Genomic DNA, 20,032 nt, shown 5'->3' on the forward strand with positions numbered 1-20,032 from the left:
TTACCTTTGAATGAAAGAAAGAATTCTGTTGTAGGATTCAACCGTCCTTCGTTCAGTATAATACTTTTTTAAAACTGATCCCGGTGAGTGACCAAAAATCATCCTAATATCATTATCATCCATACCCAAGCGATCAGTCCAGGTACCAAAGGTCTTTCTTCCTACTTTATTGGAAAGCACATCTGTAAAACCGATCCTTTCTGCTAGGACTTTTAAATGTTGGTTGAACTTCTGCTCAGATATTGTAACACTCTTAGGGAATATCATTTCATCATCCTCAACGTAATACTTTTTGACAATCTGCTTAGCAGTATCATTCAGTGGAATCCAGAATTCCTCACCGTTTTTCTTTCGCTCCCCCTGAAGCACTAAATGATTTGGATTTTCCTTCAGCAAGTTACGGTCAAATCCTTTTTCATTCCTAATAGCGATCAAATCATTGTAATAGAGTGCGGTATTGCACAGCAAAATGAAAATATCTCTGGTGATTTCAAGCCTTCTCTCTTTTCTGTCAAATTTCAACTTTCGAAGCTTCTTATACTGCTCGTCATTCACATAGATGATCTTATCAGGTCTTTTATTGGAATCTATATCTATTCCTTCAAAAATCCGCTTCCTGAAAGGAATGGCGTACTGGTCACAGTATTCTCTATAGATAACTTTCAATCGATCCACATACTTGGCAACAGTAGTATCTGAATTGATTTCTGTCTGATCACTTCTCATGAAATCAACAAACTCCAAAACGTAGTTTTCGTCAACATCTGCCATGACAGAAGTCTTCTTGAAAGACTCTATCAGTTTTCTCAGGGTCACATAAACTTTCTTTGTACCAGCTACCTTTTTGGAAGTAGCTCCAAAGTTGATCGAATAATCAATGAATTCGGAAACTTTATCACTGGCACCAGGAGCCTGAACCCCGCTCACTCCTTTTACTTTCGCACCTTGATATTTTACCAGATAGACATTCTTCAATTTTTCCGCAGTCAACAATTCATTTCTTTTATAAAAATCCTGAGCAATCACTTTAAGCCTATGAATTTCCCGAGCAATGGCACGATTGTGAAATTCTGCATACTGGTAGTTAGCGTTCACCCATTTGGTTGTTTTTCCAGACCACGCATTTTTAGGAATTTTCTCAAGTTTGAGATTGATGTATTGTCTTCCTTTTCGATTGATGCACAAATAAATTGGCTCTCCTCCCAAGAATTTTTTCTTCTTAGGATTCAAGACAGCAGAAATTGTAATGTCGATCATGCTTGAAGATAACAACAAAAATAAAATCGAAAAAAGGAAGGGGGACAAATTGGGGGACAAAAAGGGGGACAAAAAGGGGGACAAAAAGGGGGACAAATCCATCCGAATTTAACAGAATCAAATAGATTCGAAATAATGCTAAACCCCTGAAAAACAAAAAACTCCGAACAATTTTAACATTGTCCGGAGTTACCAAGTAGCGGGAACAGGACTCGCTACTATATTCCAAAAAAACAGCCTCTAGGCACTCTAGAAGCTGTTTTTGCATTAATTCGATGATTTGTAGCAATGTGTCAAATATATCCATACGCTCTAATTAGAGGGGGTTCATAGCTGATGTGTAGCGGTTTTGTAGCAGTTTTCCGCTAGAGATTCAAAAGTTTAATCACTTCATTTTGCTTATCCTGATCGATTTCTATGAGGAGAGAAATCTTTGGCTTCCTAGCCTCTTCAGTATGTATGGCCTTATGCTGGAAGTATTCTCCTTTTGGCTGATCAAAACCCTCCAGCTTTTCATCACCGGCCATTTTATCCCACTGATCGGCTATATAACGGTACAGATTTACCCCTAGCTTTTCGGTCAAAAGATCGATTGTATCTGTATTCACATTATCCTGTTTGAAAATGCGGCCCACGTTACTCGGAGTCCTGCTGATCATTTCAGCAACATCCGTGTTTTTTAATCCAAGTTCTCGACAAACCTTCTCTAAAAGAGGCCCAGTTTTCAATTTTATCATTCAGCCAGTGAATATTTATGAGTAGAAGTTATAACAAAGGTCAAAAAAATACACTCTCTTTTATTCGAAAAACGAGGCGTTTTTGTTCATTTTAATGGACTTTTTTAGAAAAAAATGAATGTTTTTATTGTTTTTAAAATCATAAACATTTATGATTGTGTCAACATAAACATTCATTTGAATCATTCATGAACAGAATCGCCGAAATACTCAAAGAAAGAGGGATCGAAGAAATGATACCGGCTGAGCAGATACTTGAAGAGCTCAAGATCAAGACTCAAACCTGGAACAAGTTGGTGGCAAACAAGAAAGACCCGGAATTCTTCCAGCTACCTATAATCGCCAGATTTCTCGGAGTGGAGATCGAGGATCTCTTTCCAAAAGCTCCCGACAAGTCGGTACTGGCCAAGCACAATTTCCAAACTGCCTGAGCCATGGAGCGGGTGCCTGATATACTGATCCGATTTGCCAAGAGCAGACTGAGCCAGCTGCGCCATGCCAACTGCTGCACTATGGCAGAGGAGAAAGCCGCCGAGCACATCATCACTGTGGCTGGGTACTTCAGCACCGTGCCCAAGCCTAAACAGATCAACTGCATCCGGCAGCTGATGGATGACATTCTACTGCTCATCCCTTCCGAATCCAGCAGGTTCCAGAAACTCCGACAAAAAATCCTAGACCTAATCCACCAATACCAATCTAAAAATGCTCTTCTGGAAAAGCCGCCGGGACCCTGACAAATACTGCATCACCATCGGCCACCGTGCCCTGATGATCACTCATAAAAAGGATGAGTTCAAGCTCATCCAGCGCCCACTTGATGCCAGCTATGCCGCTGATATCAAGAGCCGGTATCTACCGGATGAACTGACCGATTACCCACTGATTCACGGATTTATAAACCTCATCAAACCATGGGATCCATCCAGCATCTTATCCAGCTCTGTATCGCCTGGAGACAATTAATCAAAGTAAAGTCAAGCAGATTTGATCTGATCACCGAGCCTCTCGACCGGATAGAGCCAGCCTTCGAGCTGATCAACCTACGCATGGAGCTCTCCATGATGGAAGATGAACTCTGCACCCACCTAATCCTACCAGCCATATGTCAATCCAAACTATCCTCAGACACCAGGGAATCCAATCCCTAGCCGTCGCCATGCTAGCCAGCTTCATGCTGATGCTGGCTGTACCGGACACCTTCCTTCAGATGTCCAGAAAGCAAAAACAAGAATACCTGCGGACACTCCGCCGCAAAATCCGGAGGAAAGGCGAAACCCTATTTGATCTAGACTATGAAAATGACTGCTACTGAAATCAACAATCAGCTGATCTCTATGCTACTCCGCATCATGTATGAACAGGAACTGCACCTCACTGATCTGGACAAAATAGAATTCCCACTCGTGGAGCGAACTATTCATACCATTCTCGATATCTGGGACACCAACCAGATCCGGATCAAAAACCTTGAGGTGTCTCCGCTAGGTGATAAAGGCATCTGGATCCAGGTAAACGAATCCAGCCCGGTCACTTTCATCAAGCCAAGAAAGGAGGTCGCCCTTGTCTCCTAATCACTGGGTCATCATCGCACTGCTGGTGATGATCTGCACACTACTGCTAATAATCCAATATCTACTTAAACAACTTCATAATGAAAAACCTGATTCTCATTACCGCCCTGACTGCCATGACAGCCCCGTTCTCAACAGAAAGTCCCGTGACCACCGGGGCATGCCTCCCCGCTTCCTCAACTGAGCAAATCACATCGGCCACAGCCGGGTTATTCGGCAAGCCGAAATACAATAAGCGCAAGATCCAGCGAAAGAACACTGTGAGGAAACGCAACCGCAGAACCAAGCGCATGAACCGCAAGTTCGGCGTAGGATTCTTACCTATCAGATGGGAGGTGAACCATGCTTGAATTACAGCTTACCGCAATCTGGATCACATATTCTGCAATTCTGGTCATGCTCTGGATGACATTCAGGAAACTAGAGAATAGAACCAAGTCCCTTAACCAGGCAATGGAAGAAATTCTCACAGCCCAAATAATCAAATCCATCTCCCCTGAGCTTCGCAAAAAGCTAGGCAACGAGTGGATGATACAGTGTACGGAGTCCGGGGTAAAAACACCCTTTAAAGAATTTGTAATCAAATATAGAAGGGAGGAGGCACCACATGCTTAAATCAGCATTCTACACCCTCAAATTCATCTATTACCTCATCAAAAATTAACATCAAAATGCCTGACCAAAAACCAATAATCGAAATTCAGATCTACCAGGAAGATGAAGATTCATCCACACTGAAAGCCACAGGAACAATCAATGCTCCGATTAAAACCATCTTCATGCCTCTAGCGACGATAGTTGATAGGATGATCGACATTCTTAATGAGAACCCAGAGGCCACTATGAAGGATATGGGAATCAATCTCACTAGCAAAGAGGAGGTGACTTATGGCTAAATATAAAGTCCCATACCACCTCATCGGATGGGGGCTATTGCTCCTGGCTTTCTTGTGCTTCAGCTGCAGGACAGCCAAACAGCCACCGGTCACCACGGCTATCGGTACTGTGATATCCGTGGACGGTGACAATGTGTTGATCGCCTTTCAGGTAATCAACAAGGACAAAGGGGCCCAAGGATCAAACTGGTTCTATTGCCCTCAGCACCAGTTCCAAGTCGGTGACAAATATCCAGACCCATCCAAATACAAACCATGAACGATATCCTCACCTGGATCACGAGCCTCAGCATATTGGCCTTGGTGATCCACCAAGCACATGACCAATGGAAGAACAAGAAATCATAGAAACCCCTGCCATGCACGCATTCCGTCTCCGGGACTTGGCACAGCAGTACCATAATATGCTCACCTGCATCCATGATCTCAAGTCGGAGGAAAGGGAGCAGATCCAAGCCTGGAAAACCCAAGCTGAAAATGAACTCAAAAGCTTAGAAAGTGATGCTGAAGTTGCTATACACCCTTGACTGCCCTCCCCTCCCAGCCCTGCAGCGACTCGACGAGATCGTACGGCAGGCGCTGGGATCCGCGGGTGGCAATCTCCAGACTATGGCCGATCAGGTACTGGCAGAGTCCAGAACATTGGTTGGCAAAAATGGCCTTGATGACAGCAAACTGATCATCAAGCTGCATAAGGTCCGCTCTGCAGAGTGGAATGTACTACTGATCAAATACAAGGATCATCCGCACTGGTACCAGTGCGAGATCCGGAAGGAAAAATCACAAACCAGGCTATTCTCATGACCCACCAAGAATTAACCAAAGTAAGAGCACTCGTAGAGCGGCGAAATTCCCTGATGGAAGATCTGTCTATGATCAACCAGCACATTCTTATGGTCATCGCAAAAGATGCCGTCGCCAGTTTAGAGTTTGAGAAAATTTCCTTGAATAAGGAAAAAAAACCACAGGCAAATGAAGGATTTGAACACATGATATTCAGCCGCCTCCGGGATGCTGGAATGATCAAGATTGATGCCCCTGAATTAAAACTTAAGAATATCAAATCCATCAATCTGGACGAAACTTTACTCCTTAAGCTCGTCGGCGTAATCCGTGATCACATCACAGATAAGCTGTCAGAGATCAACCGGGAACTCCTAGAGCTGGGACTGGAGCCATGAGCAGCATCCCTGAATTACTTGACCAATCCGACCAGCTCAGCGCACAGATCCAATTCTGTGACGAGATGGCACTGAATTTTTCCACTCACGACCGGGGCATCAGCCAGATGTACCAGTCCATTTCAAAGTCATTGCGGAGCTTAGTTTCTCTGCAGAAGCAAAACACTGAATATGATCGATCAAGAAATCATCAAAAAGAAACGCATAGCCTGGGTTCGCCAGCAAACCAAACTTATGACCCTCGTGCAGGATTTGGAGTCAGAACTGGAGAGCATGAAAAAACGAAATATCAATGAAGACTTTATCCAAAAAAAATCAGACCAGATCGACCGCATTATAGAGCTGGCAAATTTCGCTGACGAGTTCATCCAGGCTTTGCTTTTTGACAATGCTTCTGCTTCTATTGAACTCTATGTACTTCAAAAGGAAGTGTCCTCCCATCTCATGGAATCAAAAGAAGAAAGGGACCGGTTTTTCAGCAGCTCACATTCCCTCCAGTTAAGTAAAAACCTCACTGACCTAATCCGCGAAAGCCATGAAGCTTAGTAGAAAAAATATGGAAAAGGTAGATGATCTCACCAGCATCGATTTGGATTCTGGTGAGATCATCGAGGAAAAGCCGCACCTAAAGGATGTTGATGAGACTACCCCCAAAACCTGGGACAAACTCAAGGCCCGGCAGTGGAAAAAGATCCATGAAGCCTGCAATCAACTGATCCTGGATGAATACATCCTGATCAATAAGCAGAACAGCATGGCCATGGCGCATGAGTTTGCCTTCTTTGGCGAAGCAGGCAAGGACATGTACCTAAAGATCGGTGCCCTCAGTGATGAGCTGGATGAAGAACTACTGACCAAGAAAATCAACCGGGCACTCACTGACATCAAGCGTAAGAACGGAAAGAAGCTGCTTCTCCTGCTGGGAGAGCTTGGCTATCGTGCCGACCGGGACGGATCCGAAACCATGTACATGGCCACTCCCTACCGAGGCGCCCGCTATGAGATCACCGAGGATGTGGATGAGCAGATGGAAAAGGATCTCCGGGACTGGGGATTTATCAAGTACAAAAACAGCTATTGGTTTACCGAAGGCCTTGGGGATGTAGTCTATCTGAATCAGCGTACAAACTTTGTCCTCGAGGTACTCTACCACATCGAGACGGATAAAGATCAGCGCCGGGTAATAAACTTCACCAACGAGCATGGCAGAGTCAAATCCAAGGACATCAGTACTGACGAGCTCAGCGAACTGGGACGCTTCAAGAAAGTCACGGAAGGCCTGGGCAACTTCATGTTCTACGGCAAACCGGAAGACTTCATGCGCGTCAAATCTAAGCTCTATGAGGAGGAAAAAACAGCCGAGCAGCTGGAAACCCTGGGATGGCATGACGACGGGTTCTTTGCCTTTTGCAATGGCGTGTATAATTCGGTATTCATACCGGTGGATGAGCATGGGATGCTCACCTATAAGGATAAGAATTACTTCATTCCTTTTCACCCCAAGACAAACCGTTACAGCTTCCTGAACGAAAAGAAATTTTTCTACAGGCACAGCTCGGTGACCTTCCAGGAATGGTGCAAACACTACTGCGGAGCATTTGGGAATGTGGGCCAGGTGATGCTGATATTCGGACTGGCCACGGTCTTTTCCGACATCATCTTCAAGCACAAGAACAACTTTCCCCTGGTTTTTCTCTATGGCGAAGGTGGATCCGGTAAGTCCACGATGATCCAGTATATCCAGATGCTCTTTGGTGTACCTCAGGCACCGATCAAGCTTACGGAGAAAGCCAACACCGACAAAGCCAAGATCCGGAAACTTGCCCAGTTCGTGAATGCCCTGATCTGCTTCGAGGAATACACCGACACTATAGATATCAGTGTGGACAAAACCCTGTCCGGGTTTTACGATCGCTTTGGGTACGAACGATCCGATATCAAATCAAAGTACGGCACTGAATCCGTGCCCGTAGAATCTGCAGTCTGTGTGACCGGCAACTTTTATCCCACGGATGATCCCTTTCTCCAGCGACTGATCCTGATGGACTACAATGTGAACATCCGAGAGGATTCTGTAGTAGAGCACTTCGATAAGCTGAACCTGCTGAATATGGAAGGTATCACCAACATCACCGGCCAGCTAATCCAGTACCGGGAAGACGTGGACCGTGATTTTCCGCTGCACTACCGCCGGATCTATGGTGAATTCAATAATGCCCTCAAGGCAAAGAACATCCGCGTGCCTTCCAGGATGGCAGAGAATTACTCCGTACTACTTACCACCTACCACATCCTACGGGAGAAACTACAGTTTACCTTTAGCTATGCTGAGCTGGTGTCATTCCTCCAGGACACCATCGCCATCCACGCCGAGAAGCGCGATACCGGAGGAGTAGTACAGAACTTCTGGGATATGGTACTCTACATGACCAATCCAAAAGTCAACCTGGCCAAGCACGGATCGGAATACTCCATCGAGGGAGAGGAAATCTATATCAGATTCAAACAATTGTGGACGCTGTACAACAAAGCGCACTTCGAAGTACACCGCAAGCCAGGCGTGCCCTACAATACCCTGCTGGGCAAGCTCAAGGACAAATCAGTCTGCCCTGCCTATATAGAGACCAAGGATAATAAGCGCTTTGCCGGTCAGGGAAACTGGGGGAGTAACAGCTCCGCCCTGGTATTCCGCTACAGCCAGATCGGTGTAAAACTTCCATGTGGCCAAGAGGAGTCATTTCCACAGGATACAGACAATCCCTATCCGAGTATGAAAGAAGAAATAGCAGCCTATGAACATAACCGTCACAACTAAGCCAGCTAAATCCCTGGAGGACTTTCACCACGAGAAAATCCTCAGGGTACATCTACCCTATTTCCACCGGCTCCGGAACGGATATCTCAATCTCCGGGTGATCACCCGGGAGACCAACCTGAAGTGGCTGGAAGATGAGATCAGCCACGGGAACATCTGGATCCCGAAGGAAAAATTAACTGCAGAGTCAAACTAACCTTTCACATAAAACAAAATGGAAAATCAAAAATTGGAAGCCTACGCACTAATAATGCTATTAGGCCACAACATAAAATCTTTAAAGGTAAACGAGCATACTTTTACTATTCACTAATTGATACATAAATCGGTGTTGCTAGGACAAAATTTTCGTCGTGATGAAGAACTTTTGCTAAAAATTCAAGTGAATGAGGGCTGTCATTAATCGTTTCAATAGCAATTTTTATAGCTTCATCATAATTATAAAATGGAGGAGATTCTCCTGACTTCTCATTCATTTTGATTAAACCATTTAAAAATTCTAATGTGTAGTAATAGGGAGCATGGTTTGATTCACTATTTTTTGGTTCTCCAAGAAGGCTTCTGGTAGCACCTATAAGACCTATCAATTTACCATTAATCTCTCCTCCAAAAAAAGCGATATCAGAGGCATATTCCGATACTATTCCATACTTTAATCGCAAACGACCAGAAATATAATTAAGAGGATTTTCAACTGTTCCAACAGACTCGTGTTGAAGGATATAATTATTGACAGAACCCAGTTTTTTAATTACATCATTTTCCTCTGATTTTTTTTCCTTTTTTAATGTACCTGACAAAAAGCCAAAATTAAGTCTAACATCACCCTGAACTTTCTCAAGAAACTTTGCAGGAATCTGTGAATAGAGCATATTGACCTTTGTGTCGGAAATGTAGACGTAATATTTTAGCATATCTCTTTACTTTTTTAGCAAACATCTAGATCGAGGCTGGGTGAAGAATTAGCCTTAAGCTAATCGACAGTTTGCAGCCGTGAATTATTTATTGCGACTACAAAATTTAATATTAGTTCTTTTTTTAGCAAAAACCCAGATTCTCTATTGGCTTTTTTTATTTACTATTAATAGTTAAGCACTTCAAAATTGATCTAATTGAAATCATTAAAAAAAAGAAGTTTAAGATCACCCAAAAATTAATCTCATCATCTCTAAGATAAATCAAACCTCCAACTATAAAAGTGAACAGAAAGATGACAAATGCGAACTGAAAATTTCTCCTATCACTTAACTCAATTTTTAAGAATACCTCTTCTTTATTTTTTCTAGTACTCTCATCAAAGAGCATTGAAATTCCAACCAAACTCATGAAAATTGGAAAACCCATCCAAGCTGAGAACCCATTATAATCTTCATAAACACTTATACTCCAGAATCCAAAAAAAATAAAAACAAAGAAACCGGTTAAAAACCCGAAAATTTTAGATTCACCACTATCATCAATTAATAATTTATCTCTAAGCGAGTCCTCAAGCACTTTACTTTCCAACCCAGTTTTTTTTGCGAGTTCTAATATCTCCAGATCCTGTTTAATTATTTGCCTTTCTCGAGATTTGGAAAAGTGACTTCTCAATTTCAGAATAAGTGGTATAAATCCAGTGATTAATAGAATCCATCTCGGGATTGAATTGATATCGGTAAAAAATTCCTCCATTTATTTTTCACCCAATTTATTGAATTTGATTCACTTTTCCATTACATCCGAAAAATAGCACTTACACGATCGTACGTATCGTACGTAAGTTAATTTATTAAAAATCAGTTAATTAGATATATACTGACTGGCTACTACGTCAGATCACGTAAGGCAAAGAAAGATCGTGTACGACAGGTACGAGCGTACGAAGCTTATTTTGTGGGTGGGCTATATCGCTGAAAATTTGAAAAAAAGTGAAAAAAGTATCTTTGACAGTCACTTCTAGAGCTATTCATCTGGCACCAAAAATCCAAGAAAAATCGCTGTAAATGTCCTCATACATTTGTCCAGCTCCTGAGGGCTCCTGCTATCTATATTGGATTATGATCAAGCAAGTCCATATCTATGCCCCAGTCCACGTATTCAAGATTCTACTACGCGATTACGACTACCGAGACAAGCTCTATCTGGGAAAGCATTACCATATCATCAGCCCCACGAACTATCAGCGGTGCAAAAAATGGATGGAACCTCAGGAGGGCAGCCGTAGGATCACCATCGAAGGACTGGATATGAATCCCTTCAAAGCCTATGCGATCATCCGGAGCATAGATAAGCAGTTTCGGGAAAAAATGAATACCTATGTGCTGGGACAGGTGAATGCAGGCAGGGCTGCACGTACAGCAGTACTGGAATTTCTGGAGCTTTATGATATCCTGGAGGAAGAAATCAAACTGGACTCCGCCTATAAGGATTGGAGGCGATTTATGGCCACAAACAAGAAAAGAAGCCGAATACCTTTGTGGGTATGAGAGATTTCGCAGATAATATAGGAGGAATCCGCGCCGCGTGGATAGGATTGAAATCCCTTGCCGGCACCTGGCCACAGTTATCCGATGCCACTGCATCCATCACCCTTGCCCAGCTGGGCAATCTGGATCCACTGGAAATCTTCCCCTACCGGGCGCTCTACACTCAGTCCAGCCAACCCAGTGACCAGGGAACTACTTACACCAAAACAGCTTCCACGGCCATCCTTACCGACAATGAAGCTACCCAAACCTTCATTCACACTTATGATGGTCAGGAAATATTTCTGATTATCCAGGATATGGATGGTAGATATTGGCTGATGTTTGATCAGGAAAATCCTGGACTGTTCCTCGAAGAATTCAGTTCCGGAGAAAACCCCACAGATGGCAAATCCCATGGTATTAGGATCTCAGGAATCAGCCAATACCCTAGAAAACGGCTCATTCTGACAGAATAGCCTGTACAAGCCCACCGCAAGGTGATAGGATATCATTGTGTAGAGATCACCGCACACAATGCCTAAACCTACCACATCCAAACTCTTCAAATCCGAACGCATTTCCCTGGCCGCTTCCGTAGCAGCTGGTGCCAATGTGGACCAGGAGGCACGCATCATTCACGATGTGATTCTTTGCCAGGTAGGGGAAGCCAAAGGGCATGGGGTGCACCTCGAGCAGTCTTTCATTGATGCCGGTATCGCCTACGCTGTAAAGCACCATACCAAAGTAGGGATGAAGTGCCGGTTTGGTCATCCCGCCATGAGCAATGATGCCCTGGGAACAGAAGTCGGACGCTACCACAATTTCAAAGTGGTAGACGATAAGATGGTAGCAGATCTACACGTCTATAAATCCGCCAATCTCAGCCCTACCCATCCGGGAGCCGGTGACTGGATTCTTTCCATGGCAGAGGAAGATCCCCATGCGATCATGACCAGCATTGTTTTCACAGTAGATCACAATTATCAATATGGTCCTGACGGGAAAGCTTTCGAGGTTGAACCAGACTGGTCTCATTCCAGAAACCGATGGAAATCAACTTCTAAGGATTACGAATACAATCCTAATGAACCAGTCTATGTAGAGCTCAAAGAACTCTGGGGCAATGACCTGGTAGATGAAGGAGCTGCTACGGACAAACTCTTTTCTGCTATTGCTAATCCGGACAAGTTTGCCGTGATCGCGACACAGTTCCTCGACGAACATCCCAAAATCGCCGAATGGCTCGGCAAGCATCCCGAAAAGCTCGAGGGATTCCTACAGAAGTATCAATCACTTAAATCACATAACACCACGCCAATGAAAATCAAATTTCAGAAGGCTTGGGCTTTTGCACTGACATTCTTCGGATTGGCAGACACCAAGGAAGAGGATCTTCCTGAAGTGACTGCTGATCATGTGGAAAAGCTCAGTGCTGAATGTACCAGGCTGGAGACTGAGCTTGCCCAGGCTACAAAGGACAAAGAGGCCTTTGAAGCACAGGTAGAAGCACTCGGCACGGAGATCACCGGGCTGAAGAAAGACAAATCGGATCTGGAAGCCTCACTGGCCAAAGAGACAAAGGACAAAGAAGCCTATTGTGCCCTTGCTGAAAAGTACAGAGGTGCAGCGGGTGAAATGTTCCAGGACACCAACACTGACACAGATCCTGAGATCGGAGCAGATAAGGGTGGTAAAGAAAAGAAAGTAGAGGAGTCCTCTGTTTTCAAAAAGGCCATGAAGGACATTCAAAATATCTAAGCGATGGGAGAATTTACCGAAATAGAGATCCAAGAGATCGTTGATCAGTGGGGCCAGGTCTATGTACCTGAAGGCCAGACCACAAAGGACATCAAAAAGATGATCTTCACAGAAGATGATCTTTCGGCTGATTTCACGAGAGTTCCTAACGAGGGATCTATCTACAAATCAACCTATACCACCATAGATGAGGTATTGCAGGCTTTCCAGCTTCCATTCTTGCCAAAAGGGGATATCGCATTTGCTCCGATTCAATATCAATTGGGTCAGTTCAAAGTAGATGTTACTCTTGCACCTGACAAGTTCAGAAGGTCCTGGCTTGGCTTCCTTGCTAAACTGGATGAAGTGGATAGAGCCAAGTGGCCGTTTATCCGCTGGTATGTGATGGAAATGCTCATGCCTAAGCAGCAAGAAGATTTCATCAAGAAAGTAGCCTACTACGGCTGGGAAGTGACCGCCTTTGTTGCAGCTGCAGCAGCTGTAGATCCTGAGACTTTTGTTCGTCAGTTCATTGAGGGTGAAGTAACTCCTGCAAATGCCGCAATGGATGGCATCGGTACTGTACTGAAGAAAATCCAGGCTAGAACAAATGTGATCACTGTAGGGGCCTGGTCTACTGACGCGGAGACCTACTGTACCCAAGTGGAGAATTTCATCAAAGCAATTCCTCATGAGTTTAGAGATGGATTGGATTACTTGTATTGCTCTAAGGCGCGCCATGAGCTCTACAGAGAAGGCAAGCGCCTGAAGTATAATATCAATTATGCCCAAGTCACCGATCTTGATACTGTCAATGAAAATGAGAGTATCAAAGTCAAAGGAACCTTTGCGCAGAAAGGCTCTGACAAGCACTGGATCACACGTCCAGGCAACAGAACCAAGCCGGTGCAATCAGAGAAGACCAACAGTCTGTTGATCGAACGCAATAAGCGTGTAGTGGATATCTATGGAGACTGGGCTTATTGCCTTGCTCTGGATGTACCTGAGCTTGTGTATCAGTGTGACAATGAGCTAGAGTGGACTGAAGCTCAGTTGCTCGAGCACTATGATTTTGTAGCAGAATAACCCATCCAAAAAATGGCAGAAGATAAAAAAACAGGAGCTGGCGCTGAAGGCGCCACTCCTGATACCAACAAAATCAAGGCTTTGGAAGCTGCTCTGAAAGCAGAGCAGGAAAAATCCAAAAAACTTGAAGCAGAAGTGGAAGCTTCCAAAAAGATCATAGCCAAGCAGGCTGCGGATCTGGAGGTGAAAGAAATCCAGGCTGGGAGCAAGAAACCCATCGTCATGGTGGACAAAACTCCTTACAAATTTCTCGGTCAAGGCACCCTGATCGTGGATGGGAAGAATATCCAGGCTGAAGATCTGATCAAGGACATGGATGCTGTCAAGGCCCTGATCAAAGCCGGATCCGGACTATTTGTGAAGTATAAAAAACCAAGCAAATAATGGATATCCAGGACATCGAAAGAAAAGTAGGTCTGGACAATGATGCCGGCCTAAAGACCAAGCTCTACTTCGGTAGATCCAGGGACGTGAATGTCTGGCCAACCGTCCCGGAGACCATGACAGTACTTGCCGACAAGGTGACGCTGGAAGGTGACTTCGAAATGAAGGTAGGAACGCGCTTTGGCTTCATCGAAGGACACGTGGAGAAAAACAGCTTTACCAACTCCGGAGCCGGACAGGTGGGCAACTCCTCAGCTGCGAATCAGTTGACATTCTTCATGTATGGTACCGACCCGGATGTGCTGGGCTGGATAGAAACCTACAAGAATGATGATCTGGTATTGATCGCAGAGGATCTGCAGGGTAATCTGAGAGTCTATGGAGCTGAAGGGCTGCCTGCTCAGATCATGCCAGACTGGCAAGAAGTAGGCGGTGCATCCGTAGCAGATGAGAAAATGATCCAGATCAATTTCCGATATGTAGGCCGAATTGCCAAGTTCTACTCTGGCGCAATTCCACTTACTGAAGCCGTAGAACCTTAATCCATAATTCTCATGAGCGATAAGAAAAAAGAAACTGCGAAACTCAGCCCTGCTATTGAAGGCAAATTCGAAGCAGTAGGCGTGTTACCTGGTGTGATCTACACCAAGAAGTATGGAAATGTGGATCTGAGGACTATCTCCCTGGAGATGGCAGAAAAGTTGGCAGCGGATGACAAGTTCCGTTACCTGCGAAAAATAACAAAAGAGTCCAAAGCAGCTCCTCCTGCAGAGACAAAAAAATAGATAGGTTAGTTGGTTTTTGAACGCTAAAGCCTGGTCCATTGGATCAGGCTTTTTTGCGTGGTAAAAGTGTCCAGCACTGCCATGGTCAGGGCAATTACTTTCGGATATGATCCTTAGTGAAATACTTAAGAAACTCCTGCATAAATGGGACTTTGACCAAGCCAAATCCATCTATGATGAATATGGGGACAGCGATACCATGAAGTTTCTCTTTGCGCAGCCCTGGACCAAGATGGCGGATGATATGCTCAGAGAATGCATCCAGGAACTGAGCCAGACCAATCCCATTGTGCAGCATGAAGTAGTAGAAGCCAGAAGATCCGAAAAGATGACAGCTAAGGATGAAAGCTCCACTCCTAAGGTTGACAGCGCTAAGCTACCCGGAAGGCTGCGCATCCCGGAATCGGAATTTGACTATCCCAAAGAATTGCAGGAGCTGGTATTGAAACGAAAGGGGATCTTTGCTGAAGCCAATCACTCCAGGTATTTGCTTTTCAAAGAAGGCACTCCGGAAGCAGAGCGGAAACGCCTGGCATTTCTGATCAAATCCAATTGGCGGGAGATCGAACGCATCTGGGGAATCCTCAACTATTGGAAAGAACATAAAGCCCTCAGTCCCGATCTGATCCAGGTACAGACCGGTCAGATGACCGTCAAGGAAATGACCTCAAGACTCAAAAACCTGAGATCCTACATCTCCAAAGCAAAATCCGGAAAGAAAAAGTACAAGATGACAATCGAGGAAATGGAAGCCGAAAAGAACGAACTCGAAAGGAGGCTCAATGCCATTGTTTAGCTCATCCGATATCAAGCGTGAGACAATCGGAAAGAAAGGAAAGATTGCGCTCGTAGGGGGCGGGAAAAGCACCCACATCATAGCTAGGGAAGCCGCTGAGCTGATCCATACTCTTCAAAACCTTGCTCCAGATCAGAACTACCACTACACCACAGCCGGTGCCTGGAGCCTGCATGATATGATTGCTCTGGCATCTGAGAAGATCGGCCCGGCAAAGCTTTACCTCAGTACCTGGACTATCACAGAAGAGCCTATGCGGGTATTGTTTCAGCTGATCCAAAAAGGATTGATCGAAGAGCTCCATTGCCTCTTTGACTACCGCATAGAAAAGCAGAAAGCCGAAGCCTTCCAACTGGCCAAAGTCAACGCATCCAGAGTCAAGCTGGTGAAGATCCACGCCAAAGTAGCCATCCTGATTAATCAGGATTGGGCAATCACCATTCTCGGCTCGGCCAATCTTACCAAAAATCCCAGGATAGAAGCCGGTGTATTGAGTAGCTGCAGAGAGGTAGCACGCTTTCACCGTGACTGGATAATTAACGAAATCGAACATGGAGACACCTTCAGAAAATAGAACCCCGGACGAAGAAAGAGAGTGGCTGGCCGGCCTATTCTTCACCCGAAAAGAAATCGAAGTGATCATGGGGGAAAGTGAAGATCCCATACTCCGGGGACGGCTCAAGAGTGAAGCCGAGCTTCGATCATCCGTGATCGAACTGGCCAAAGCAGGATCTGGCCCGGCTCAGGCCATGGCCAATCAATACATCACCCAAATGAAGATCAATGAAGCAACTGACGACTAAGACGGATGATGAGATCATCATTGAGCACCTGATATCAGACAATCCAAAACCTCTTTCAAAAGCCCTCCAAACCAAACTGGAAAGGCTTGATGAATGTAGGGATCTGATCAGGCAATACGGATCTCGAGTGAGAGTTGCCAAGATCCTGATGAGTAATTATAAAATATCGAGGGCACAAGCTTATCGAATATTTGAAAGTACCCAGGAAGTATTTGGAACTACCCAAAAAACCTCTAGAGAATTCTGGCTGGATATCATTATGGGCTTTATGATCGACGACCGGCAAAAGGCATTGATCAAGCAGGACTATCGATCAGTCTCATCCATCCACAAGAATATGATCGCTGCAGTCGAGAAATTGGCTGGTGATAAGGACACTATTCCATTTGAAAAAGTACAGCCTCCTCAGATCCTGATCGGATTCTTTCCGGAGACTACCAAAGTGGAACTACCAGATGATTGGGAGGCACAAGTCAAGCAGATCATCAAGCCTAAGCGAAAGATTGACCAGGTCATGCACGATGCCCAGATAATCGAAGAGGATGGAGAATAACGAGAAAAAGCAGGTGCATTTGAATGTACCTCAGCTCCTGTATTGGTTGGTGCAAGCGCGAATCTCAATCTGTTTGTGGGGGCGTGCGACCGGTAAGACCGAAGGTCCTGGAGCCATGTTCACCATGAACAATATGAATACCATGCCCCGGAGCATGGGGGGAATACTCTCCAGTTCGTATGACAAATTATTGACGATGATCGTTCCCGGACTCGTGCAAGGCTGGGAGAAGTTCGGTTACCTGGAGAACCTACATTATTTCATCCGCAAAATGCCTCCTGCGGGATTTTTTAAAGACAAACCATTCCGGGAACCGAAGAAATCCGAACATTATATTCCCTGGTGGAATGGATCCGGAGCGGTGATTATGTCAATCGACCGGCCGAGTACTTCAGTGGGGATCAACCTTGATTGGATGTATGCCGATGAAGCCAGGCTATTCAAAGAACAAAGCTTCAATGATGCATTGCTTACTGTCCGGGGCAATCACGCCCACTTCGGACACCTAAGCCAGCACGGCTCCATCCTGATCACTACAGATCTACCCAAAGACAGCCGGGGTAAATGGCTCTATCGCTACCTCGATGAAGTGGATCAGGAAACGATTAATCTGGTGATTGCCCTTCAGCAAAAGATTGCTGAGCTGACAAGGGATTACGACAGCTTAACCAAGCGCAAAAAGGCTCTCATTGATAAGGAAATCGCCAAAATGAATGCCTATTGCAATGAGATGCGAAAGGAGTTGGTAAACGTTTCGTTTGCATCAACCCTGGACAATATCCATGCGCTGGGCATTGATGTGATCAAGCGCTTCAGGAGAATGCTTTCTGAGTTGGACTTTCAAGTATCTGTACTATCCAAAAGATTAGAGCAGGTAGAGCATGGCTTCTATATCGGATTCAATGAAGATCGGAATACCTATATTCCTGAAGAATCAGACTGGAGCTACGTGGACAACCTGGAGATTGATTTCCGAAAGGATCAGCCAAAGAAAGACTGGCGATGGGATGGTGATCTTGTGACTGATCAGCCTCTGGATATTGCGCTGGATTACAACCGGGCAATCAGCTGTATGGTGATTGGTCAGGAAACTATCCGGGAAGACTATATCCGGAACTTCATGTATGTAGAAGAACCCTTGATGCTGAAAGATCTCATAGCTAACTTCTGTGAGTATTACAAAGGGTATCCAACCAAGGTAGTCAACTATTACTATGACCATACCGCATTGCTGGGAAGAAACGCCAGCTCAGACATCAGGCATGCTGAGGAGGTCAAGTATATATTGGCAGAGAACGACTGGACAGTAGTTGACCACTACATTGGTCAAGCTCCCAGCCACAGATCCAGATACTATCTACTGAACAAACTATTGAAAGGGGATGATCCTAGACTACCAGTAGTCAAGTTCCATCTCAATAATACTGAGGATCTAGTTTCCTCCATGAATAACACCGGTACACGAAGGGGGACTGATGGTATAGCCAAGGACAAAAGACCTGAGGATGATCCAAACGTGAAGCCTATCGATGCACCGCACCCCACCGAGGCATTGGATCAGCTGCTCTATGGCAAGCACTTCCGCAAGCTAAGTGGCGACTCGACATTCATCGAGACATTTTGATGTAGGGGGGCGGAATTGCCCACTCCCTCCCGACCGATCGAGCCGATTTCTTAGGATTTCGGCTTTTTTTATGAAAAAACGGCGATTTGAACCAGTGGGGGCTGTTTTTGACCTAAACCCTTAATCACATACCGCCTTTTGCCCTCTGGGCAGTTGCCCAAAGACCTTGGCGCGGGTCGTTGGGTCGGAGTTTCTACATGATCATTTTTTTATCAAAAATCAGACTTAAACAGCTGATTTACAGATAAATAAAAAAATGAAAATGAGAAAATAAATTACATTAAACCGTTTCAAATATGAAACGTTTTTTGTATATTAGATATATCAAAAGGGTTGAAAATCAGCCCTTTATTAACCATCTAAATATATAGTATTATGACACCTACTAAAAAAGGAACAACGGTAAAACCAATCACCGAAGCACAAAAAAATGAGGTAGAAAGCCTAAAAAAACAGATTGAGGAGCTACAAAACCAGCTAAAAAGCCAGCCCGAAAGCCTAGAAGACAAAATCAAATATTTCCAGGCTAAGCAGGAAAACATCACCAAGCTAAACCGCTTAGATGGTTTTGCCGAGCTACTAATTAAAATCGGTGAGGATGTAAAGGAATCCATGAAGGAAAACGACTTTTCCAGCGAAAAATTCGCCGTCACAGTCACCAAAAAAGACTACAGCCACAGCCAGCCAAACAGGATTTTGGACATCAATAATCCAGTTTTAGTCTCCGAGGTGCTAGCCTTTGCGCTGGATAAAATCAACGTAAAAAGAACTCATTTGCAAACCCTAATCGAAGCCTAAGCCATGGAAGCCACGACAGAAAAACCAAAAAGAAAGCCGAATCCCAACAGGGAGAAACTACTACTTTTGTCTGCTGATGCCAAGGCTTTAAAATCTCAGTTTGCAGATGAAGCCGACAGCCCAGAGGATGCCGAATACTGGGAGAGCCAAACAATCAATTTTATGCTTTTGAAATACTTCTACAAAGTACCCGATGGAATGGAGCTTGGCACATTCCACCAGTGGAAAGCTAAAAACTGCATGATCAAAAAGGGAGAGAAAGCCCTAGTTATCTGGGGTCAACCGCTCCGAGCGCAGAAAGCCGATAAAGCCGAAGCCAAAGGAGAGCCAAGCCCGGAGGATGAAGATTTTGGAGATTATTTCCCTATGTGCTTTCTATTTCGGGCGGATCAGGTCCTAACAGCCGAAGAGATAGAAGCCGAAAAAAAAAGCAAAGCCGATCGAAGGGAAAAGCGCCAGCAGATAGCACAGGCAATCGAGGATCTAAAAGCCGTAGAGCTTGACTTAGTGCTATAATTAGAATTTGCGCAGGGCTTAGTTTTTGTTTCCAGTTCTTTTG

33 protein-coding genes are annotated in these 20,032 nt (G+C 44.7%); 29 read left to right on the forward strand and 4 right to left on the reverse strand.

The window, feature by feature from the left end:
• A complete protein-coding gene (locus tag PBT90_RS16570; protein WP_270130143.1) occupies nt 1-1,257 on the reverse strand; it encodes a tyrosine-type recombinase/integrase in 1,257 nt (418 codons plus the stop codon).
• Between the two features lie 365 nt (nt 1,258-1,622).
• Nucleotides 1,623-1,994: a hypothetical protein gene (locus PBT90_RS16575; RefSeq protein WP_270130149.1), complete on the reverse strand. Its 372-nt coding sequence runs from the start codon at nt 1,992-1,994 to the stop codon at nt 1,623-1,625.
• A gap of 188 nt (nt 1,995-2,182) precedes the next feature.
• Here PBT90_RS16575 and PBT90_RS16580 point away from each other — a divergent pair, with 188 nt between their 5' ends.
• The 15 genes from PBT90_RS16580 (at nt 2,183) to PBT90_RS16650 (ending at nt 8,656) form a co-directional block, all read left to right on the forward strand.
• Entirely contained in the window at nt 2,183-2,425 is a 243-nt protein-coding gene (locus PBT90_RS16580; RefSeq protein ID WP_270130157.1) for a helix-turn-helix domain-containing protein, read from the forward strand.
• Between the two features lie 3 nt (nt 2,426-2,428).
• Complete coding sequence (locus tag PBT90_RS16585; protein WP_270130160.1) at nt 2,429-2,731, forward strand: hypothetical protein; 303 nt, start codon at nt 2,429-2,431, stop codon at nt 2,729-2,731.
• The gene (locus PBT90_RS16590) at nt 2,700-2,960 is read left to right on the forward strand and encodes a hypothetical protein (protein ID WP_270130162.1); all 261 of its coding nucleotides are present in this window, start codon (nt 2,700-2,702) and stop codon (nt 2,958-2,960) included. The genes PBT90_RS16585 and PBT90_RS16590 overlap by 32 nt, the downstream gene beginning before the upstream one ends.
• 139 nt (nt 2,961-3,099) lie before the next feature.
• The gene (locus PBT90_RS16595) at nt 3,100-3,309 is read left to right on the forward strand and encodes a hypothetical protein (RefSeq protein ID WP_270130165.1); all 210 of its coding nucleotides are present in this window, start codon (nt 3,100-3,102) and stop codon (nt 3,307-3,309) included.
• Nucleotides 3,290-3,568, forward strand: a complete 279-nt coding sequence (locus PBT90_RS16600) for a hypothetical protein (RefSeq protein WP_270130167.1) — start codon at nt 3,290-3,292, stop codon at nt 3,566-3,568. The genes PBT90_RS16595 and PBT90_RS16600 overlap by 20 nt, the downstream gene beginning before the upstream one ends.
• Before the next feature lie 116 nt (nt 3,569-3,684).
• Nucleotides 3,685-3,918 (forward strand): hypothetical protein, encoded by a 234-nt coding sequence (locus tag PBT90_RS16605; protein ID WP_270130169.1) that lies wholly within the window; start codon nt 3,685-3,687, stop codon nt 3,916-3,918.
• A complete protein-coding gene (locus PBT90_RS16610; protein WP_270130171.1) occupies nt 3,911-4,183 on the forward strand; it encodes a hypothetical protein in 273 nt (90 codons plus the stop codon). The genes PBT90_RS16605 and PBT90_RS16610 overlap by 8 nt, the downstream gene beginning before the upstream one ends.
• Before the next feature lie 56 nt (nt 4,184-4,239).
• The gene (locus PBT90_RS16615) at nt 4,240-4,464 is read left to right on the forward strand and encodes a hypothetical protein (protein ID WP_270130173.1); all 225 of its coding nucleotides are present in this window, start codon (nt 4,240-4,242) and stop codon (nt 4,462-4,464) included.
• Nucleotides 4,457-4,723, forward strand: coding sequence for a hypothetical protein (locus tag PBT90_RS16620; RefSeq protein ID WP_270130175.1), 267 nt, complete (start codon nt 4,457-4,459; stop codon nt 4,721-4,723). The genes PBT90_RS16615 and PBT90_RS16620 overlap by 8 nt, the downstream gene beginning before the upstream one ends.
• Before the next feature lie 67 nt (nt 4,724-4,790).
• Nucleotides 4,791-4,991, forward strand: a complete 201-nt coding sequence (locus PBT90_RS16625) for a hypothetical protein (RefSeq protein ID WP_270130177.1) — start codon at nt 4,791-4,793, stop codon at nt 4,989-4,991.
• The gene (locus PBT90_RS16630) at nt 4,966-5,268 is read left to right on the forward strand and encodes a hypothetical protein (RefSeq protein ID WP_270130178.1); all 303 of its coding nucleotides are present in this window, start codon (nt 4,966-4,968) and stop codon (nt 5,266-5,268) included. The genes PBT90_RS16625 and PBT90_RS16630 overlap by 26 nt, the downstream gene beginning before the upstream one ends.
• On the forward strand, nt 5,265-5,645 hold the full coding sequence (locus PBT90_RS16635; RefSeq protein WP_270130180.1) for a hypothetical protein: 381 nt from the start codon (nt 5,265-5,267) through the stop codon (nt 5,643-5,645). Before PBT90_RS16630 ends, PBT90_RS16635 begins: the two co-directional genes overlap by 4 nt.
• Nucleotides 5,646-5,816: 171 nt before the next feature.
• Complete coding sequence (locus PBT90_RS16640) at nt 5,817-6,191, forward strand: hypothetical protein (protein ID WP_270130182.1); 375 nt, start codon at nt 5,817-5,819, stop codon at nt 6,189-6,191.
• Nucleotides 6,181-8,460: a hypothetical protein gene (locus tag PBT90_RS16645; protein WP_270130183.1), complete on the forward strand. Its 2,280-nt coding sequence runs from the start codon at nt 6,181-6,183 to the stop codon at nt 8,458-8,460. The genes PBT90_RS16640 and PBT90_RS16645 overlap by 11 nt, the downstream gene beginning before the upstream one ends.
• Nucleotides 8,438-8,656, forward strand: a complete 219-nt coding sequence (locus PBT90_RS16650; RefSeq protein ID WP_270130185.1) for a hypothetical protein — start codon at nt 8,438-8,440, stop codon at nt 8,654-8,656. Before PBT90_RS16645 ends, PBT90_RS16650 begins: the two co-directional genes overlap by 23 nt.
• Before the next feature lie 106 nt (nt 8,657-8,762).
• Here PBT90_RS16650 and PBT90_RS16655 read toward each other — a convergent pair whose 3' ends face one another.
• Nucleotides 8,763-9,374, reverse strand: a complete 612-nt coding sequence (locus PBT90_RS16655) for a DUF7019 family protein (RefSeq protein ID WP_270130187.1) — start codon at nt 9,372-9,374, stop codon at nt 8,763-8,765.
• 157 nt (nt 9,375-9,531) lie between these two features.
• Nucleotides 9,532-10,131, reverse strand: a complete 600-nt coding sequence (locus PBT90_RS16660) for a hypothetical protein (RefSeq protein WP_270130189.1) — start codon at nt 10,129-10,131, stop codon at nt 9,532-9,534.
• A 365-nt stretch (nt 10,132-10,496) separates the two neighbouring features.
• Between PBT90_RS16660 and PBT90_RS16665 the strand changes: the two genes are divergently transcribed.
• The 14 genes from PBT90_RS16665 (at nt 10,497) to PBT90_RS16730 (ending at nt 19,989) form a co-directional block, all read left to right on the forward strand.
• Complete coding sequence (locus PBT90_RS16665; protein ID WP_270130191.1) at nt 10,497-10,925, forward strand: hypothetical protein; 429 nt, start codon at nt 10,497-10,499, stop codon at nt 10,923-10,925.
• Nucleotides 10,922-11,383 carry a hypothetical protein gene (locus PBT90_RS16670; RefSeq protein WP_270130193.1) on the forward strand — a complete coding sequence of 154 codons (462 nt, stop codon included), beginning with the start codon at nt 10,922-10,924 and terminating at the stop codon, nt 11,381-11,383. Before PBT90_RS16665 ends, PBT90_RS16670 begins: the two co-directional genes overlap by 4 nt.
• 58 nt (nt 11,384-11,441) lie before the next feature.
• The gene (locus PBT90_RS16675; RefSeq protein WP_270130195.1) at nt 11,442-12,665 is read left to right on the forward strand and encodes a hypothetical protein; all 1,224 of its coding nucleotides are present in this window, start codon (nt 11,442-11,444) and stop codon (nt 12,663-12,665) included.
• Between the two features lie 3 nt (nt 12,666-12,668).
• Nucleotides 12,669-13,730 carry a hypothetical protein gene (locus PBT90_RS16680; protein ID WP_270130197.1) on the forward strand — a complete coding sequence of 354 codons (1,062 nt, stop codon included), beginning with the start codon at nt 12,669-12,671 and terminating at the stop codon, nt 13,728-13,730.
• 12 nt (nt 13,731-13,742) lie between these two features.
• Nucleotides 13,743-14,114 (forward strand): hypothetical protein, encoded by a 372-nt coding sequence (locus tag PBT90_RS16685; RefSeq protein WP_270130199.1) that lies wholly within the window; start codon nt 13,743-13,745, stop codon nt 14,112-14,114.
• Nucleotides 14,114-14,656, forward strand: coding sequence for a hypothetical protein (locus PBT90_RS16690; RefSeq protein WP_270130201.1), 543 nt, complete (start codon nt 14,114-14,116; stop codon nt 14,654-14,656). Before PBT90_RS16685 ends, PBT90_RS16690 begins: the two co-directional genes overlap by 1 nt.
• A 12-nt stretch (nt 14,657-14,668) precedes the next feature.
• Nucleotides 14,669-14,899: a hypothetical protein gene (locus PBT90_RS16695; protein WP_270130203.1), complete on the forward strand. Its 231-nt coding sequence runs from the start codon at nt 14,669-14,671 to the stop codon at nt 14,897-14,899.
• Between the two features lie 106 nt (nt 14,900-15,005).
• Complete coding sequence (locus PBT90_RS16700) at nt 15,006-15,695, forward strand: hypothetical protein (protein ID WP_270130205.1); 690 nt, start codon at nt 15,006-15,008, stop codon at nt 15,693-15,695.
• On the forward strand, nt 15,682-16,269 hold the full coding sequence (locus PBT90_RS16705; protein ID WP_270130207.1) for a phospholipase D-like domain-containing protein: 588 nt from the start codon (nt 15,682-15,684) through the stop codon (nt 16,267-16,269). Before PBT90_RS16700 ends, PBT90_RS16705 begins: the two co-directional genes overlap by 14 nt.
• Nucleotides 16,247-16,498: a hypothetical protein gene (locus tag PBT90_RS16710; protein WP_270130209.1), complete on the forward strand. Its 252-nt coding sequence runs from the start codon at nt 16,247-16,249 to the stop codon at nt 16,496-16,498. Before PBT90_RS16705 ends, PBT90_RS16710 begins: the two co-directional genes overlap by 23 nt.
• On the forward strand, nt 16,479-17,051 hold the full coding sequence (locus PBT90_RS16715) for a hypothetical protein (RefSeq protein ID WP_270130211.1): 573 nt from the start codon (nt 16,479-16,481) through the stop codon (nt 17,049-17,051). The genes PBT90_RS16710 and PBT90_RS16715 overlap by 20 nt, the downstream gene beginning before the upstream one ends.
• Entirely contained in the window at nt 17,041-18,675 is a 1,635-nt protein-coding gene (locus tag PBT90_RS16720; protein ID WP_270130213.1) for a hypothetical protein, read from the forward strand. Before PBT90_RS16715 ends, PBT90_RS16720 begins: the two co-directional genes overlap by 11 nt.
• Nucleotides 18,676-19,050: 375 nt before the next feature.
• Nucleotides 19,051-19,473, forward strand: a complete 423-nt coding sequence (locus tag PBT90_RS16725) for a hypothetical protein (RefSeq protein ID WP_270130215.1) — start codon at nt 19,051-19,053, stop codon at nt 19,471-19,473.
• Nucleotides 19,474-19,476: 3 nt separating this feature from the next.
• Nucleotides 19,477-19,989 (forward strand): zincin-like metallopeptidase domain-containing protein, encoded by a 513-nt coding sequence (locus tag PBT90_RS16730; RefSeq protein WP_270130217.1) that lies wholly within the window; start codon nt 19,477-19,479, stop codon nt 19,987-19,989.
• The last annotated feature ends 43 nt before the right edge of the window (nt 19,990-20,032 follow it).

The organism is Algoriphagus sp. TR-M9, from assembly GCF_027594545.1.
GTDB classification, from domain to species: Bacteria; Bacteroidota; Bacteroidia; order Cytophagales; family Cyclobacteriaceae; genus Algoriphagus; species Algoriphagus halophytocola.

Bases quoted from the DNA above. Each gene is read 5' to 3' on its own strand.
- PBT90_RS16595 (WP_270130165.1), top strand. From the start codon at position 3,100: ATGTCAATCCAAACTATCCTCAGACACCAGGGAATCCAATCCCTAGCC.
- PBT90_RS16575 (WP_270130149.1), bottom strand. From the start codon at position 1,994: ATGATAAAATTGAAAACTGGGCCTCTTTTAGAGAAGGTTTGTCGAGAA.
- PBT90_RS16640 (WP_270130182.1), top strand. From the start codon at position 5,817: ATGATCGATCAAGAAATCATCAAAAAGAAACGCATAGCCTGGGTTCGC.
- PBT90_RS16715 (WP_270130211.1), top strand. From the start codon at position 16,479: ATGAAGCAACTGACGACTAAGACGGATGATGAGATCATCATTGAGCAC.
- PBT90_RS16665 (WP_270130191.1), top strand. From the start codon at position 10,497: ATGATCAAGCAAGTCCATATCTATGCCCCAGTCCACGTATTCAAGATT.
- PBT90_RS16650 (WP_270130185.1), top strand. From the start codon at position 8,438: ATGAACATAACCGTCACAACTAAGCCAGCTAAATCCCTGGAGGACTTT.
- PBT90_RS16635 (WP_270130180.1), top strand. From the start codon at position 5,265: ATGACCCACCAAGAATTAACCAAAGTAAGAGCACTCGTAGAGCGGCGA.
- PBT90_RS16705 (WP_270130207.1), top strand. From the start codon at position 15,682: ATGCCATTGTTTAGCTCATCCGATATCAAGCGTGAGACAATCGGAAAG.
- PBT90_RS16585 (WP_270130160.1), top strand. From the start codon at position 2,429: ATGGAGCGGGTGCCTGATATACTGATCCGATTTGCCAAGAGCAGACTG.
- PBT90_RS16660 (WP_270130189.1), bottom strand. From the start codon at position 10,131: ATGGAGGAATTTTTTACCGATATCAATTCAATCCCGAGATGGATTCTA.
- PBT90_RS16630 (WP_270130178.1), top strand. From the start codon at position 4,966: ATGCTGAAGTTGCTATACACCCTTGACTGCCCTCCCCTCCCAGCCCTG.
- PBT90_RS16615 (WP_270130173.1), top strand. From the start codon at position 4,240: ATGCCTGACCAAAAACCAATAATCGAAATTCAGATCTACCAGGAAGAT.
- PBT90_RS16690 (WP_270130201.1), top strand. From the start codon at position 14,114: ATGGATATCCAGGACATCGAAAGAAAAGTAGGTCTGGACAATGATGCC.
- PBT90_RS16695 (WP_270130203.1), top strand. From the start codon at position 14,669: ATGAGCGATAAGAAAAAAGAAACTGCGAAACTCAGCCCTGCTATTGAA.
- PBT90_RS16620 (WP_270130175.1), top strand. From the start codon at position 4,457: ATGGCTAAATATAAAGTCCCATACCACCTCATCGGATGGGGGCTATTG.
- PBT90_RS16675 (WP_270130195.1), top strand. From the start codon at position 11,442: ATGCCTAAACCTACCACATCCAAACTCTTCAAATCCGAACGCATTTCC.
- PBT90_RS16590 (WP_270130162.1), top strand. From the start codon at position 2,700: ATGCTCTTCTGGAAAAGCCGCCGGGACCCTGACAAATACTGCATCACC.
- PBT90_RS16570 (WP_270130143.1), bottom strand. From the start codon at position 1,257: ATGATCGACATTACAATTTCTGCTGTCTTGAATCCTAAGAAGAAAAAA.
- PBT90_RS16730 (WP_270130217.1), top strand. From the start codon at position 19,477: ATGGAAGCCACGACAGAAAAACCAAAAAGAAAGCCGAATCCCAACAGG.
- PBT90_RS16625 (WP_270130177.1), top strand. From the start codon at position 4,791: ATGGAAGAACAAGAAATCATAGAAACCCCTGCCATGCACGCATTCCGT.
- PBT90_RS16610 (WP_270130171.1), top strand. From the start codon at position 3,911: ATGCTTGAATTACAGCTTACCGCAATCTGGATCACATATTCTGCAATT.
- PBT90_RS16685 (WP_270130199.1), top strand. From the start codon at position 13,743: ATGGCAGAAGATAAAAAAACAGGAGCTGGCGCTGAAGGCGCCACTCCT.
- PBT90_RS16725 (WP_270130215.1), top strand. From the start codon at position 19,051: ATGACACCTACTAAAAAAGGAACAACGGTAAAACCAATCACCGAAGCA.
- PBT90_RS16710 (WP_270130209.1), top strand. From the start codon at position 16,247: ATGGAGACACCTTCAGAAAATAGAACCCCGGACGAAGAAAGAGAGTGG.
- PBT90_RS16605 (WP_270130169.1), top strand. From the start codon at position 3,685: ATGACAGCCCCGTTCTCAACAGAAAGTCCCGTGACCACCGGGGCATGC.
- PBT90_RS16600 (WP_270130167.1), top strand. From the start codon at position 3,290: ATGAAAATGACTGCTACTGAAATCAACAATCAGCTGATCTCTATGCTA.
- PBT90_RS16645 (WP_270130183.1), top strand. From the start codon at position 6,181: ATGAAGCTTAGTAGAAAAAATATGGAAAAGGTAGATGATCTCACCAGC.
- PBT90_RS16720 (WP_270130213.1), top strand. From the start codon at position 17,041: ATGGAGAATAACGAGAAAAAGCAGGTGCATTTGAATGTACCTCAGCTC.
- PBT90_RS16580 (WP_270130157.1), top strand. From the start codon at position 2,183: ATGAACAGAATCGCCGAAATACTCAAAGAAAGAGGGATCGAAGAAATG.
- PBT90_RS16680 (WP_270130197.1), top strand. From the start codon at position 12,669: ATGGGAGAATTTACCGAAATAGAGATCCAAGAGATCGTTGATCAGTGG.
- PBT90_RS16670 (WP_270130193.1), top strand. From the start codon at position 10,922: ATGAGAGATTTCGCAGATAATATAGGAGGAATCCGCGCCGCGTGGATA.
- PBT90_RS16700 (WP_270130205.1), top strand. From the start codon at position 15,006: ATGATCCTTAGTGAAATACTTAAGAAACTCCTGCATAAATGGGACTTT.
- PBT90_RS16655 (WP_270130187.1), bottom strand. From the start codon at position 9,374: ATGCTAAAATATTACGTCTACATTTCCGACACAAAGGTCAATATGCTC.